The organism is Natrinema sp. SYSU A 869, from assembly GCF_019879105.1.
Lineage (GTDB): Archaea > Halobacteriota > Halobacteria > Halobacteriales > Natrialbaceae > Natrinema.
The window spans coordinates 3,474,833-3,489,466 of sequence record NZ_CP082249.1 but is presented as its reverse complement, the minus strand read 5'-3'; the positions used below and the strand labels follow the sequence as shown (position 1 = coordinate 3,489,466).

General features: G+C 62.0%; 15 protein-coding genes. 7 read left to right on the top strand and 8 right to left on the bottom strand.

All coding sequences use genetic code 11. The annotated features are described in order from the left end of the window. Positions 1 to 24 precede the first annotated feature (24 nt). Positions 25 to 336, bottom strand: a complete 312-nt coding sequence (locus tag K6I40_RS25520; protein ID WP_222918158.1) for a hypothetical protein — start codon at positions 334 to 336, stop codon at positions 25 to 27. Between the two features lie 287 nt (positions 337 to 623). Between K6I40_RS25520 and K6I40_RS25515 the strand changes: the two genes are divergently transcribed. Together K6I40_RS25515 and K6I40_RS25510 are read left to right on the top strand one after the other, a co-directional pair. After that, a complete protein-coding gene (locus tag K6I40_RS25515; protein WP_222918156.1) occupies positions 624 to 1,943 on the top strand; it encodes an SGNH/GDSL hydrolase family protein in 1,320 nt (439 codons plus the stop codon). Between the two features lie 181 nt (positions 1,944 to 2,124). After that, a complete protein-coding gene (locus K6I40_RS25510) occupies positions 2,125 to 2,355 on the top strand; it encodes a MarR family winged helix-turn-helix transcriptional regulator (protein ID WP_222918154.1) in 231 nt (76 codons plus the stop codon). A 138-nt stretch (positions 2,356 to 2,493) separates the two neighbouring features. Here K6I40_RS25510 and glnA read toward each other — a convergent pair whose 3' ends face one another. Together glnA and K6I40_RS25500 are read right to left on the bottom strand one after the other, a co-directional pair. Further along, the gene (glnA, locus tag K6I40_RS25505) at positions 2,494 to 3,846 is read right to left on the bottom strand and encodes a type I glutamate--ammonia ligase (protein ID WP_222918152.1); all 1,353 of its coding nucleotides are present in this window, start codon (positions 3,844 to 3,846) and stop codon (positions 2,494 to 2,496) included. A 232-nt stretch (positions 3,847 to 4,078) separates the two neighbouring features. Then, a complete protein-coding gene (locus K6I40_RS25500) occupies positions 4,079 to 4,435 on the bottom strand; it encodes a hypothetical protein (protein ID WP_222918150.1) in 357 nt (118 codons plus the stop codon). A 214-nt stretch (positions 4,436 to 4,649) separates the two neighbouring features. Between K6I40_RS25500 and K6I40_RS25495 the strand changes: the two genes are divergently transcribed. From K6I40_RS25495 to K6I40_RS25485, 3 genes are all read left to right on the top strand, one after another. Beyond that, positions 4,650 to 5,000, top strand: a complete 351-nt coding sequence (locus K6I40_RS25495; RefSeq protein WP_222918148.1) for a thioredoxin family protein — start codon at positions 4,650 to 4,652, stop codon at positions 4,998 to 5,000. A gap of 68 nt (positions 5,001 to 5,068) precedes the next feature. Next, on the top strand, positions 5,069 to 6,571 hold the full coding sequence (locus K6I40_RS25490; protein ID WP_222918146.1) for a ribonuclease H-like domain-containing protein: 1,503 nt from the start codon (positions 5,069 to 5,071) through the stop codon (positions 6,569 to 6,571). A gap of 2 nt (positions 6,572 to 6,573) precedes the next feature. Next, positions 6,574 to 9,108 (top strand): DEAD/DEAH box helicase, encoded by a 2,535-nt coding sequence (locus tag K6I40_RS25485; RefSeq protein WP_222918143.1) that lies wholly within the window; start codon positions 6,574 to 6,576, stop codon positions 9,106 to 9,108. A 2-nt stretch (positions 9,109 to 9,110) separates the two neighbouring features. Here the strand turns inward: K6I40_RS25485 and K6I40_RS25480 are convergent, their stop codons facing one another. Both K6I40_RS25480 and K6I40_RS25475 read right to left on the bottom strand, forming a co-directional pair. Next, complete coding sequence (locus K6I40_RS25480) at positions 9,111 to 9,521, bottom strand: hypothetical protein (protein ID WP_222918142.1); 411 nt, start codon at positions 9,519 to 9,521, stop codon at positions 9,111 to 9,113. Between the two features lie 134 nt (positions 9,522 to 9,655). Beyond that, positions 9,656 to 10,093 carry a hypothetical protein gene (locus K6I40_RS25475; RefSeq protein ID WP_222918138.1) on the bottom strand — a complete coding sequence of 146 codons (438 nt, stop codon included), beginning with the start codon at positions 10,091 to 10,093 and terminating at the stop codon, positions 9,656 to 9,658. Between the two features lie 333 nt (positions 10,094 to 10,426). Between K6I40_RS25475 and K6I40_RS28770 the strand changes: the two genes are divergently transcribed. Next, a complete protein-coding gene (locus K6I40_RS28770; protein ID WP_255681864.1) occupies positions 10,427 to 10,558 on the top strand; it encodes a hypothetical protein in 132 nt (43 codons plus the stop codon). Positions 10,559 to 10,658: 100 nt separating this feature from the next. Here K6I40_RS28770 and K6I40_RS25470 read toward each other — a convergent pair whose 3' ends face one another. Next, positions 10,659 to 10,886 (bottom strand): hypothetical protein, encoded by a 228-nt coding sequence (locus K6I40_RS25470; protein ID WP_222918136.1) that lies wholly within the window; start codon positions 10,884 to 10,886, stop codon positions 10,659 to 10,661. A gap of 410 nt (positions 10,887 to 11,296) precedes the next feature. Beyond that, the gene (locus K6I40_RS25465; protein WP_222918134.1) at positions 11,297 to 12,253 is read right to left on the bottom strand and encodes a PGF-CTERM sorting domain-containing protein; all 957 of its coding nucleotides are present in this window, start codon (positions 12,251 to 12,253) and stop codon (positions 11,297 to 11,299) included. Between the two features lie 389 nt (positions 12,254 to 12,642). Here K6I40_RS25465 and K6I40_RS25460 point away from each other — a divergent pair, with 389 nt between their 5' ends. Then, complete coding sequence (locus K6I40_RS25460) at positions 12,643 to 14,040, top strand: APC family permease (RefSeq protein ID WP_222918132.1); 1,398 nt, start codon at positions 12,643 to 12,645, stop codon at positions 14,038 to 14,040. A gap of 67 nt (positions 14,041 to 14,107) precedes the next feature. Here K6I40_RS25460 and K6I40_RS25455 read toward each other — a convergent pair whose 3' ends face one another. Continuing rightward, a complete protein-coding gene (locus K6I40_RS25455) occupies positions 14,108 to 14,599 on the bottom strand; it encodes an Lrp/AsnC family transcriptional regulator (protein WP_222918130.1) in 492 nt (163 codons plus the stop codon). Positions 14,600 to 14,634 lie beyond the last annotated feature (35 nt).

Sequence of the window (14,634 nt, the reverse complement as noted above, 5' to 3'; positions counted from 1 at the left end):
GGACATGTGATTCCCCGCGTTCGGTTACCGCTGGTCGGTCCTCGATCTGATCTCGTCGCCCTCGCGCCACTGATAGTAGGTGTATTCGGTGTCGCCGATTTCCGTCACCGAGACCGTCGCACGCTCCGGGACCCCGTCGGGATACGCGTCCGGATCACCGTCGTCCGCTTCGACGTCCGTCTCGTCGTCGTGCTGTGTTTTCCACCCCGCCAGGTCCTCGAGATAGGAACTCACCGCACGGAGCGTCGCCGGCTCTCGCTCCGCGAGCTCCCGTACTGCCTCGCGACCTGCACGGTCCAGTTCCGTCGGCACGGTCGGTTGCTCGTCCGCGGTCATGTATTCCAGTGGTCGTGTAGTGGCCGTAAAACATCGTCTTTCCGCTCGATAGCCCGTCAGCGAGTTTGAAATTTGCCCGAGGACAGAGTACAGTTACTATCATCGCCTAAAATAGCACGGACACCGTGTATCAAGAGGCTACATGACCCGCTTCGGTGTGAATACCGCTATTCGAAGGATAGGAGCCCAGCTCTCTGCGATATCAGTTTCTCGATTGGAGACGAACGAATCTCAATGATATTTTCCTGTTAACAATGGACAAAGAAGGAAAACGGCGGTTGCAGCCAATGAAGTCAACACGTCGCACTGTCCTGAAGTCGGTTGGTGTACTGTCAACGGGAGCTCTCGGCGGTTCCGGCGTAGCATTGCTCAACAACGGGGGACGCGATGGTCCGAAATCATCGAAGCGGACTGACTCGAGGTTCATCGGAACGTGGACGGCGAGCCCACAGGCACCCGTCGAGGAGGGAATCTCGCGGGACGGGTTCGCTGATCAAACGATCCGGATGATGACCCACACCAGTGTCGGCGGAGACGGTGTGCGTATCCGCCTCGCGAACACCTTCGGTGACGACCCGGTGACGTTCGACCGGGCGACCATCGGTGTCCGGGCAGCGACCGGGAGCGCTGCCGTGGAGTCCGGAACGCTCCGGCGGCTCGCGTTCGGTGGCGACACCGGTGTCACGATTCCCGCCGGTGCTCGTGTGCTGAGCGATTCGGTCGATCTCACTGTCGAACCGGGATGCGATCTGGTCGTCAGCCTCTACGCGGCGGAACCGACCGGACCGACGACTTGGCACGCCCTCCCGACCAAGACCTCCTACGTGGCGGACGGGGACGGCACGGACGCAACCAGTGGCGATTCGTTCACCACCGAACACGCCCAGTGGTTCTTCCTGGAAGGAGTCGAGGTCGTTTCCCCCCGATCGACGGGAAGCATCGTCTGTCTCGGAAACTCCATCACGGACGGCCACAACTCGACGGTCGACGCGAACGCCACATACCCGGACGTCCTGGCCGAGCGCGTCAACGACCGGACGGATATCCGGAAGTCCGTTCTCAATGCGGGTATCTCCGGCAATCGGGTCCTCAACGACTCCGCGTGTTGCGGCGTGAATGCGCTCTCCCGCTTCGACCGGGACGTCCTCACCCAACCGGACGTGACGGATGTCATCGTACTTGAGGGAATCAACGACATCGGGTTTGAGAAGAACGGTGAGTATCGGAGCGTATCGGCCGAAGAGATCATCAACGGGTACCAGCAGCTCATCGAACGTGCTCACAGTCACGGCGTCCGTCTCATCGGTGGGACGCTTACTCCGTTTAAGGGCGCAGCTTACTACTACGACGAGGGCGAAGCGAAGCGTCAGCGGGTAAACGAGTATATCCGCAACAGCGGTGCGTTCGACGGTGTTATCGACTTCGATACGGCGCTCCGTGACCCGGACGATCCCGGGCGGTTGTGTCCGAAGTACGACAGCGGTGACAACCTCCACCCGAACGACGCAGGCTACCGACGGATGGCGGAGGCAGTCGATCTCTCCCTCTTCGCGGGCGACGCTCGTGCACACAGCAGCAGCGAACGGCACACGAAAACTGCCGATTGAGGACAACACACCTCATTTCCGATACTGGCTTCACACAGTACCGAACCGACAGCGGGCATTCGAACGTGCCTCGCTCGAGGCCTTGTGGTTTGTTGGCTTGCTCCATATTGAGTCCTAATATCTGTTGGTATTCCAATTACGTGTGGATTTATATACACGAGCGAGGTGGCTATAGCCGACAATGGGTTCACAACAGCACCGTCCCGCGATGCAGATCGACCCGGTTCCCGATGGCCTCGAGTCAGCTCAGGCGAAACTCGTCTACATCTATCTCGACGTGGCTGAGGGTGCAACAGTCGACGAACTGGGGGAGATACTGGCGATGAAGAAGATCAACATTCTGAGCGTGTTGAATTCGCTTTCAAGTGCTGGCTACGTCGAACGGACGGGGTCGGGGTACGTCGCGAACTGATCGAGACGGTGCCGTCGACGAGAGCCGAGTCGTTGTTCTCGCCGTGTCGTCGAAAATGGAATCGATTCGCAGTGAGTCACTTCGTTGCGGGCGTCGGGAGAAAACGCCGACGGGCTAACGGTCGTCGCAGTCAACCGGTTAGAACGTCTCGAGGTAGCGATCGAGCTCCCACTGGGAGACATCGACGAGGTAGTCCTCGAACTCCTGGCTCTTGGCCTCAACGAATTTCGGTGCGACGTGTTCGCCGAGCGCGTTGTAGATGACTTCGTCGTCCTCTAAGGCCTCGACAGCCTCGCCAAGGTTCGACGGGAGCGTGTCGATACCGTACTCGTCGCGTTTCTGCTCGTCGAACTCGTAGATATTCTCCCGGACCGGGTCGGGACACTCGAGGTCCCGTTCGATGCCGTCGAGCCCAGCGTGGATCATGACGGCAAGCGCGAGGTAGGGGTTACAGGACGGGTCCGGCGAACGCAACTCGACTCGCGACGCCGCAGAGACGCGAGCAGCCGGTTTGCGGATCAGTGCCGAGCGGTTGCGGTCAGACCAGGCGACGTAGACCGGTGCCTCGTAGCCTGGCACCAGCCGCTTGTAGCTGTTGACCGTCGGGTTTGCGATCGCCGTAATTGCCGGCGCGTGCTTGAGGATCCCAGCGATGAAGGAGTGAGCCGTCTCGGAGAGGTCGAACTCATCGTCCTCGTCGTGGAAGGCGTTCTCGCCGTCCTCGAATAGCGAGAGGTGCGTGTGCATCCCGGAGCCGTTGATGCGCGGGATCGGTTTGGGCATGAACGTCGCATGCTGGTCGTGCTTGGCAGCGATCGCGCGGACGACGGTGCGGAAGGTCGCGACGTTGTCAGCCGTCGTCAGGGCATCGTCGTACTCGAAGTTGATCTCGTGTTGGCCCTTGGCGACCTCGTGGTGGCTCGCCTCGATCTCGAAGCCCATGTCCTCGAGGCCGTAGATGATGTCCCGGCGGACGTCGCTCGCGAGATCTTTCGGTGCGAGGTCGAAGTAGCCGCCGTGATCCCCCGTCTCCGTCGTCGCACGGCCGTCCTCGTCCTCTTCGAAGAGGAAGAACTCCGGTTCGGGCGCAGCGTTGACCATATATCCGAGATCGTCGGCGCGCTCGAGGGCGTCCTTGAGGACGCGGCGCGGGTCGCCCTCGAAGGGCTCACCGGTCGAGGTGTTGATGACGTCACAGATCATGCGGGCCGATGCGCCGTCCTCACGGTTTTGCCACGGGAGGACCGCGAACGTGTCGGGATCGGGTTTGAGCCGCATATCCGATTCCTGAATGCGCACGAAGCCTTCGATCGAGGAACCGTCAAAGTAGATCCCCTCGGTGAAGGCCTTCTCGGCCTGCCGGGCCGGGACGGAGACGTTCTTGACCGTCCCCAGAATGTCGGTAAACTGCAGCCGAAGGAAGTCGATGTCTTCCTCCGCTATTTCGTCCAGTACCTCCTCTTCCGCTGCGGTTAGGTTCCCGTTCGTCATCTTCTGCTCGAGTAATCCAACGGATTCTACTATTAAAACTCTACTGTTGTTGGCGAATATCCGCAAATAGTCTAAAAAGTGCCCAATCGTAAGCTATAATATGATATATTCGGAGCATGGCTGACATCAGATGAAAAACTGACGGAGAAATTGAATAGTCGTGTATGTGCTATCGTACTACCGTCGGTGATTGTCGATTGCGGACCGTTGTAGCTGCTGCTCGAGGAATTGGTTAGCCCGTTTCGTAGCGCCTCCGAATACCAGCGGTCGCTCCGACACCGACGAATGCGACCAGACTCGAGAGACCGACGTCGACGCTCGCCCGCCAGACCGTCGCCGACGCACCGATCGCTCGCTGCCACGCCGCCAACGGCCCGGCCGTCGCTTGCTCGCAAGACGGCTCGGTCGACCGCGGCCGCTTCGTGAGCGTGGTTTCACAACAGGGGCAGACGTACGCAACGTACCGGTCTCGAGACTCCACCAACCAGTCGCCGTCAACCGGGCTCGAGTGGTCGCACTCCCAGCAGAACAGCGTCGCTTTCCGCCGGATCGGCGCACCGTCGTCGTGGTCAGTTGCGGGCCGAGTCATCGAGCGTGGGTACAGGGTCCAACTATAAAGTCACACTCCGTAATCAGTTCACACAATACAGACGCCCGGTGAATCTTCGACGCGACAACGTCAACCGAACCGGGAAATGCGGGATGTTCACGAGACACCGCCCCTCGAGTCGCCGACGAGACCGTCGCTCACGAGTTCCTCGACGTCCGTCAGTGGTTTCCGCCGAGGACACGTATCTACGACTATGGCCGCAACCAGTAAACCGAGCCGATTTGAGACCGGCGACGAACTCGACGAGTTCGTGGCGAGCCACGACGTCGCGCTCGTGGAGTTTTACACCAGCGGCTGTGCGCTGTGTCAGGCGATGGAACCGGTACTTGGTAACGTCGCACGCGCGACGGACGTTGCAATCGGAATGGTCAATCCCGGCGACGACATCGAACTCGTCGACCGGTTCGACATTCGGTCGGTACCGACGCTGATCCTGTTCGAGGACGGAGCGGAGACCGCGCGGCTGGCGGAGGGATTCCAAGGCGGTGACGCGGTGACTGACTTCCTCGAAGCACACGTTCCGAACGCCGTCGACGCCGACTGACGGCCGATCGATGTGGCCGTCGCTCGAGCGTCCACACCCTTATTGCCGCCCACTCGTATTCCTCTGCTATGTCCGAGGAGGCCGGTGCCGAACTGTTGGCGCTCCGCTGTGACGCCGTCGCCAACCGTGGCGACGCGGCGCTGCGTGACGTCTGCGATTACTTCAAGCCCGACCTCGTCTACATCGTTCGCGAGTCGTCGGACGTCCGCGTCGTGAGTCGCCTCCGTCGCGCGTTCGACGGACCAGTGGTTTCCGCCGCCGGACCTGCCGATGTCCGAACGGAGACCGCCGCGGACGTCTCGTTTGCCTTCGCAAGTTCGGCGGCACTGCTCGAGAACGCTCCCAACGACGCGCTGTCCGCTGAGTACGTCGTCTGTGACGATATCGAACCGACAACCGACGCCGTCACGCTGGAGGCGAGCCTCGCCGGCCGCGAGCCCCTGATCCGATACTCCGCTCAAGCAGGGGGATCGCCGACCGTTTTGACCGGCGCGCTCGAGGCGAGTTACGATCACGTTTGGGAGGCGACCGTCGACGACGACCCGGTTGGGCTGTCGGTTCGCGGTGTCGCCCCGCTCCGGCGGTCCGGAGCGGCCGAACTGGCCTGTCTCACCTGTGACCCGCAGGGCTCGGTCGCGGTCTCGTCGGTCCCGGCCGACCGGTTCGGGCTGCAGGCGGTGGCCGGCGTCGGGCCGACGACGGCGGAGCGGCTTCGGAGCAACGGATACGACACGCGTGCGGCCGTCGCCGAGGCGTCCGAGACGGACCTGTGCTCGATTACGGGGATCGGTGCGTCCACAGCCCAAGAGATCGTTCACAGCGCACGGGCGCTCGCTGAGTCCCGCGTGATTCGACGGACAGTGGAGCCGGTCCCACCGTCACCTGACGCGGCAACGCCGCTGTTCGTGGACATCGAAACCGACGGGCTACAGCCGACGGTCATTCCGCTGATCGGCGTCTACGATCCGGATCGCGACGAGTACGTCGACTTCGTCGACACCGACCCGTCTCGCGAGGAGCCAGGCACTGTGATTCGCGAGTTCGTCTCATGGCTAGCCGCCGAGTACGATAGCCCGTCGCTGGTTGCATGGAACGGCCACTCGTTCGACTATGAACACATCGCGCGGTTCGTCGCCCGATACGCGCCCGAGTACCACGACTTCTGGCGTGAAAACGTCTCAACGTACGATCCCTACGACTGGGCCGTGCGACGGGATAACGCCGTCCTCCCGGGTCGAACGAACCGGCTCGAGGATGTGGCCGACGCGCTGGGCTGTGACCGGTCGGGTGCCACGGCGGCTCTCGACGGGAAGACCCTCGCGGAGCGGATTCGGCGGACGCTCGAGGACTCGCGCGACTCCCGTTTGGAGGCGGGCGGGGACGCCAACGCTGTGGCCGCCGCGGCGATCGATTGGGACGTCGTCCGGCGGTACTGCGAGGCGGACGTCCGGGAACTGGCTGCAGTCTATGACGCAATCTCAGCGGCCCCGATCGAGACGGCGGAAGATGCTGGCGAACGCGACCGAACGACGAACGATTCGACGACACAGACCGGCCTCGCCGACTTTTAACTATGCCAACTGACGACACCGAGAACCTGATCGATGGAGGGGACGGGGATGACACCGGAGCGGACGGCCTCGCGCTGACCGGCGACGAACTGCGCGAGACGTATCCCTCGGCCCGGTACAATGGACAGCTTCACGAACAGTTCACGCTGCCGGCTGAGCCAGCCAGCCACGTGCCGGCCCGCGAGGTACTCCCCCCAGACCTCGCAGCGAAGTTCGACGTCGACCCGTGGAGCCACCAAGCCGCGGCGCTCGAGGTCCTGGCTGAGGGCGAGAACGTCTGCGTCGCGACATCGACCTCCTCCGGGAAGACGTACGTCTACGGCCTCCATATCGCGCGGCGATTTCGGGAGAACTCGGACGTGCGCGCGTTGCTCGTCTATCCGACGAAGGCGCTCAGCCGTGACCAGGAGCGGGAACTCAACGACCTCTTCGACGACCTTGGGCTGGACGTTACGGTCGGCGTCTACGACGGCGATACGAAACGACAGGAAAAGTCCCGCATCCGCGAGGAGGCGAACGTCGTCATCACGAACTTCGCGGGGCTCAATCAGTACCTCGAGGGCCACCACCGTTGGGCCGCGTTCCACGCGAACTGCGACCTAATCGTGGTCGACGAGGCTCACGCGTGGACGGGACTCAGCGGGATGCACGCGGCCTGGATCCTCCGGCGAGCCCAGCGCGTGATCGACTGGTACGGTGGCGATCCCCAGTACGTGCTGACGACCGCGACAATCGGTAATCCGGCCGAACACGCGCAGGCGCTGACCGGCGAGCCGGCGACGGTGATCGACGAGGACGGCTCGCCCAGCGGTCGCCGCCACCTCGTTTTCTGGGATCCGCCGGCCGACGGCAATGGCGGATACGGCGACGGAGCAGACGAGACCGACACCGGATGGTCGCCGAGCAAACGCCCCGCGACCGTCGAAGCGCCCGAGGTCTGGGCCCACTGCTGCTATCACGGCGTCCCGTCGCTCCTGTTCTGTGACTCGCGGAAGCAAACCGAACTAGCCGTCGGGCGCGCACGGAAGTATCTCAAGAACCCCACCGTGCCCTACCGAGGCACCGCCGAACTCGCCGCGTACAACGCGGGCCACGGGAAGCAATCCCGGCGCGGAACCGAGAATCGGCTCAAGAGCGGCGCACTCGACGGCGTCGCGACCACCAGCGCGCTCGAGGTCGGGATCGATGTCGGCGGGATCGACGGCACCATCCTGCTGGGGTATCCGGGCTCGAGACAGTCGTTCTGGCAGCGAATCGGCCGTTCGGGGCGCGATGAGCGCGATGCGCTCTCGGTGTTCGTTCCGAGCCACTCGACGCTCGATCAGTACATCTGCCGCCATCCGGAGTACATCCTCGAGGAGGACGCCGAGAGCGCGGTCGTCGACCTGGAGAACAACCCGGTCTATCTACAGCACCTGCGCTGTGCTACCCAGGAACTGCCGTTACGTCGAGAAGACGCGGCCCGGTTCGGCGGGATCGATCGCCTCGAGCGCGCCGTCGAGTACGGGAAACGAACAGGCGATTTCGAGGGCTCGATCGACGGCGGCGTCACCTACGCCCATCGCGACCGGCCACAAAACGAGATCAATCTCTACGCCTCGGGCGGAAACTCCGTCGAGGTTCGGCTGGCCGGCGAGGACTCGTTCGATCATCAGCCGATCGGCCGCGCACGCGCATATCGGGACTACCATGAGGGCGCAACGGTGCTGTACCGGGGCGATCAGTACGAGGTCGTCGAACTGCGGGAGGACCGACCACAACCCTACGTCACACTCGAGCCGGTCGACGTCGACTACTACACCCAATCCCAGCGCCGGACGACGATCTACGATACTGAGGTCCGCGAGTCCCGCGACGTCGGACCGTTCCGGCTCAACTGGGGATACGGCACCGTAACGGTCCATCACAACACGTTCATGAAACGGGAGATCGGCTCGGGCGACGTTCGCGCGGTCGGCCTCGAGACCGGCGTCCCGCCGCTCGAGATGCGCACCCAACTGTGTTGGGCGGAAGTGCCCAACGACGTGGAACGCGCGGTGACGACCGCACACAGCGACTATCACAACGACGAGTGCGAGGACCTGCCGCCGCGGCTCCACGGCTATCTCGGCGGGATCCACGCCATCGAGCACGCGATGATCGCTGTCGCACCCCTCGAGTTGACCGTCGACGCGACCGACCTCGGCGGGCTCGCGACCAACCGGCTGCCAGACATGCCCGAGCGGAGCGGCTGGTTCATCTACGACGGCGTTGAGGGCGGACTGGGCTTTTCTCGGCGCATCTACGAGGAGTACGAGGCGGTCGCCCGCCGGGCTCGAGAGCTCATGACCGACTGTGCGTGCGGGCGCGACGAGGGCTGTCCGGCCTGTCTCATGAGCGATCGCTGTGGGAACGACAACCGACCGCTGTACGCGCCCGCGGCAACAGACGTGATCGACGCACTGCTCGGCGATGACAGCGTCGCCGCGCAGACACGGGTCTCCGATGCGGACGGCGAACCGGGGGACGAGCGCCGACCGCCCGCGTCGATTTCGTAAGGCTACTCGTCGGGCTCGAGTTCGCTCGGATCGAGGTCGCCCGCAAGGTACTGCTCGCCCGCGTCAGTAATCTCGTATAGGCCGGGCATGTGACGCTTCAGGAGGCCGTACTTGGTCAGTTCTCGACACCGGTAGGCCGCGAACTTCCCCGGACAGATCCCCTCCTCTTCAAACTGGCTCGGCTCGAAGACGTCCTCCGACTGCATGAACTCGAGGATGCGCCCGTCGGCGGCGTCCATCCACTTGGCGTCGATCTCCGATCCGGCGTCGGAATAGATCGGGGCTCCGGCCTTCGTTTCGACAACGTGTCCACCCTCCGCGTGGCTGTGAGCCTCCGTTTCGACCGTGATATCGGTGTCAACCTCGACACCGGCGTCGCTCTCCGTGTCGGCGTCGGGAGTGTGGTCATTCATGTGGGGACGTTGGGCCCCCTCCAAGGAGTATGTTTACGTCTCGGATCGCGGAGGAAGTGCCAGCAATCATCTCGATCGAGACGGCTACCGGTTTCGGACGACGAGCCGCGTGTGATAGGATAGAACGCGTCGGGTTACGACTGCGACCGTTCCGGTGCGGCGTAATCGACGTGGACGTTCGGGGTGGTCGCCGGAGACTGGCCCGTGATTCCACGGTCGACGAACGTCACGTCAGTCAGCTCGCCGCTGAATCTGAACGTCACTGTTCCGTTCTTGACCGTTCCTTCGACCGTCGTCCCCGAGAGGACGGTCACGTCTGCCGTCTTGTCCTCGTCGGCCAGTTTAATTTCGCCGTCAACGGTGAGTTCGAAACTCGAGGGCGTCCCCTGTCCGATGATCGTCAGCGTGTTCGGGAGGGCCCCGTTTACAGCGGCAGTGCCCGCTCCCGTCCTCGTCGCTGCGACGGTCGCCGTCGCGGGCGTATCGGTGCGAAGCGGTGATGCGTCCTCGGTCTCGCTCTCGGCTGCAACGATCCTAGTATCGGAATCGACTGTCGCTTTCTCGCGTGCCATATGGTGGGTACAGTCGGGTATGACAGTATAAGCCTTCTCACTGAACTAACGGTCGAATCCGACGAAATATAACCTCTCGAGCGGAATAACGGCGAAATTTTGAACCAACCTACAGGATTTCTATACCGTCAAAACGAGGGCATCGACTGCGCAGTGGCGGATCGAGAGCCGGCAATTGCAGCGATAATCGTCCGCAGAACTGACGGACAAATCAGGTCAGACGACAGCCTGTTGCCTGCCTCGAGACAATCCGTTGACCGGCATCGGTGACTCGCCGGCGGGTTACGATTGCAGGGTCAATACTTGTATCAGCGATCGCCGTAGTTGGCTGGTATGGATTCAAAACGACCCGATGTCCGACTCGACGACGCGCCCGACGAGGACGGTCTCGTCACCAAACAGGGCCGAGGGACGAGGTCTGTCCGCTCGGTCATCGACAGGCTCCGCAAGTACTTCAATCGCTGACTCATACGGTCTACTGTAAGTCATTGCCGGCGCAACCCCAGAGCGGACGGGTTGCGCCGGTAAATCGTTACAGTAATCCGTATCAAGAGACCCCAGTCGGTCAGCCGTCGTCCTCGAGGAGTCCGAGTTCGGTGGCGGCGAGATCCGCGATGCGGTCGGCAATGTCAGGATCGACTTCGGCGATGTCGTCGCCGTCGTGGAGCTGGTCGTTGTGTCGTTCGATGGCCTCGGCGACATCCGAAAGCGGAACGCGGGAAGTCGTTTCACAGTCAGGACAGACGACTGGGACACGCGGCGCGTCCCCGTCCGACTCGCTTGTGTTCGTCATTTGTCGAGTATCTCGCGCCGACCGATAAAACCTAATTGGTTCGGGCGGCAGGCTGAATCGGGTATCCGTTTGAGGGAGTTGTTATTGGTGTGCTATACCAATACATATGCGGCTGTTTACGGAATGCTTCCGTCCGTTTTCGCCGCTTTCCCCGTGAATTGGCCAGCAGTATTATTGTGGTCCGAGCGAACAGTCAGGTAGACGGGGGGTACGACAGTCTGTCGGTGGGATACCCCATCCGATCCGTCCGCCCCCGTCATGACGTGCGAGGAGCTCCATGGTTCCCGGCTACATCTGTAGCCGTTCCCTGTCTTTCGAACCGACTCGAGTATTGCCGAGTCACGACGCCGTACTGGGCTCCATGGCCAGACTGGGCCACGACCCGAACCAGTTCCGCCTCGAGTCCGGACTTATCCGCGGTTGCGGTGGCGAGCGAGGACGGCGACTGACAGCGCGATGAGGGCTGCAAGCGCGCCGAATCCGGGCATCGGGCTGTCGTCATCAGGCTCGTTTTCGTCGGTCGCGTTCGTAGCGTTGTTCGGTTCGTTCGCGCCCGAAGCTGACGAATTCGAGCTATCGGAGTCGGACGGCTCGCCGTCCGCTGCATCGAGTTGCAGGACGGCGACGACCTGTCCGTGAGAGGCATCGGTCTGGTAGGTCCAGCCGCCACCGGCTTCCGCGTAGGGTTCCGCGGCGGTGACCGGATCGATATCCGTATCCCAGCCGTCGCCCTCGGGGATTTGCTGAATGTACCCGGCGACATTGATCTTGTCAGCGTGCTCGCCGCTGATCTCCGCCTCACCGTACTCGATGGTGGCGTCTTCGGGATTCCCATGCAGTTCGATACAGTGTGCATCCAGGTACCCGTCACCCTGAGAGATGTCCGGGCTCGTTCCGAACTGGTCGCCGTCGAGCGGACGGTCGTAGTGGTCAGTCAGTGGGAACTGAACGGTCATCGGATCCGCGTGCGAGTGCCAGCTTGTGACGTTGTTCGTTGGGATCGTGACGGACGTGTTCGGCACCGATTCGCCGGCAACGATATTGCCGTTTTCGTTGACCAGTGTGACACAGACCTTCCCGGAGCCGTCTCCGAGGTACGGATTCCGGTACTCGTCACGCGGGTTCTCGTAGCTGATCCAGCTGCCGTCGTTGGCCGCCGCCTCGAAGTACGGATCGCCCGGCTCCGGCGCGGGCTCGACGTACTCCTCCTCGGAGACGGAGCTGTTCGAGTCCGGATCGACGACGCCTGCGGACGCCCCAGCACCCATCGCGACGAGACTCCCGATCACGGCCAGGCCGAGCCCGAGCGCGAGGAGCTTTCGCCACTGATTCGGGAACGGGCTACGCGGTCCTCGTGACCCGAACATGGTTACTTCCTCCCTCCGAGTGAATCGATCGAACGACTGTTCTGTAACGACGACTGTCGTGTGACAGTACTAATCATCGGACTGAGGTACCGGATTCACCATCCTATATATGAGCAGCGTACTCCGAGAGTAGCTGATTACTACGCAGAGTAGACAGTTGTTTGAACGGTTGCTCGCAGTCGAAACCGCTCTCTGAACTCACCGTATGAATCGCTTACGTTCGATGCGGCCTCCGGCCTGACTGGCGACACGATAGCTTTCTCTACCGTTTCGGCTCGTCGTCGCCAGTAATAAATCGGATATAGTTCAGCCCAAACAAATAACTGATACAGAGTCCTGAAGATTCGAGATTAGTTAAACTTAACACCCACTATTTGGCAGTGAGTGGTATGGCAGAGACCAACAGTGATTTCGAGCGTATCCTAACGAAGAAGGACCTCTTTGTGCTCGCATTCGGGGCCATGATCGGCTGGGGCTGGATTATCCAGACGGGGTTCTGGATCGATGAAGCCGGCGTGACCGGCTCCGTTCTCGGCTTCGTCGTGGGCGCGATTATGGTCAGTATCGTCGGTCTAATTTACGGCGAACTCGCCTCTGCGCTACCGTTCGTCGGCGGCGAACACGTGTACAGTTTCCGGGCACTCGGACCGCTCTGGTCGTTCATCTGTACATGGTCGCTCGTCCTCGGCTACGTCGGTGTCGTCGTATTCGAAGTCGTCGCACTGCCGTCCGCGATGGCGTACATCGTCCCCGGATTCAACGTCCTCGAGCTCTGGACGGTCGCCGGTGAGCCGGTGTACGCGTCCTGGATTCTCGTCGGCGGGATCGGCGCGGTCGTGATGACGGCGCTCAACTATCGCGGCGTGAAACCCGCGGCGCAGTTCCAGACGCTTCTGACGCTCGTCATCGCCCTCGCCGGGATCATGCTCGTCATTGGGGCACTGTTCAACGGACAGACACAGGCGAACCCACCGCTGTCGGACGTCGGGACGGCCGGCGTCGCCACGGTCGCGATCATGACGCCGTTCATGTTCGTCGGATTCGACGTGATCCCGCAGTCGGCCGAAGAAGCGGACGTCCCGCCCCGTCTCATCGGGCTTCTCATTCCGGCGTCGGTCACGTTGGCCGCGCTGTTCTACATCGGCGTCATCTGGGCCTCCGGACAGGCGATGCCCGGTGCCGAACTCGTCGAGAGCCCGCTGCCGGCCGCCGCGGCCATGGAAGCGATCTTCGACAGCCAGTTTATCGGCCGTATCATGGCGCTGGCCGGTATCGCAGGGATCCTCACGAGCTGGAACTCCTTCCTGCTCGGTGCCAGTCGCGCCGTCTTCGCACTCGCCGATTCCGGCATGATCCCGAAGCGGATCAACACGCTTCACCCTGAGTACAACACGCCCTCGACCGCCGTCCTCCTCATCGGTGGCCTCTCGATCTTCGCACCGCTGTTCGGCGAACAGATGCTGGTCTGGATCGTCAACGCGAGCGGACTCGGCCTCGTCGTCGCGTGGTTCCTCGTAGTTATTTCCTTCTTCGTGCTCCGCCATCGCGAGCCCGAACTGAATCGACCGCTCAAGCTCCCGTTCGGATACGCGTTCGGAGCCGTCGGACTCGTCCTGACGCTCGGATTCATCGGGCTCTACCTGCCGGGCGGCCCATCGGCGCTCGTCTGGCCCTACGAGTGGGGAATCGTCCTCTTCTGGGCGCTGCTCGGCGCGGTCCTGTACGGCAGTTCGTCGACGGATTCGGAACTCGAACTGGCGGATCTGGAGACGGAAGAACTCGAGTAACCGCTCGAACGGGGATCGACTCGTCGACTCGGACGGTTCCGCAATGCGAAGACCGCGATTCGAGCGATCAGTCCTCGTCGACCGTCGACTCCACTACCGTGTCCAGTTCGAAGTCGTTCAGCGGATGCGGTTCGTTTTTGACGGTTTCGACGACGAATTGCGAACTCGTCCGAACGACTTCGTCGATCCGCTCATAATCGCTGATGAGGCGGTGGACCATCTCGCGATCCGATAGGTGGGCAATGACGACAAAATCGGTGTCGCCCATCGTGAAGTACACCTGATTGACGCCTTCGATTGCAGCGAGTTGCTCCCCGACTTCTTCGTGGTACTGCTCGTCGTACTCCGCAATGACCTCCGAGATTACGGTCATCTCGAGTCCGAGTTTCTCGAGGTCGACGTCGAACAGGTCGTTGGCCACGATATCGTCCTCTTTGAGTTTCGTGAGTCGATAGTGGACGGTCGATTTCGGAATGTCAGTGTGGTTCGAAATCTCGTCCGGACTACCCGTTCCCAGTTCTGCGATAGCTTGGAGAATGCGAATGTTTCGCTCGTCCATATCTCGCGCAAGGGAATGCGGCAATAAACAACATT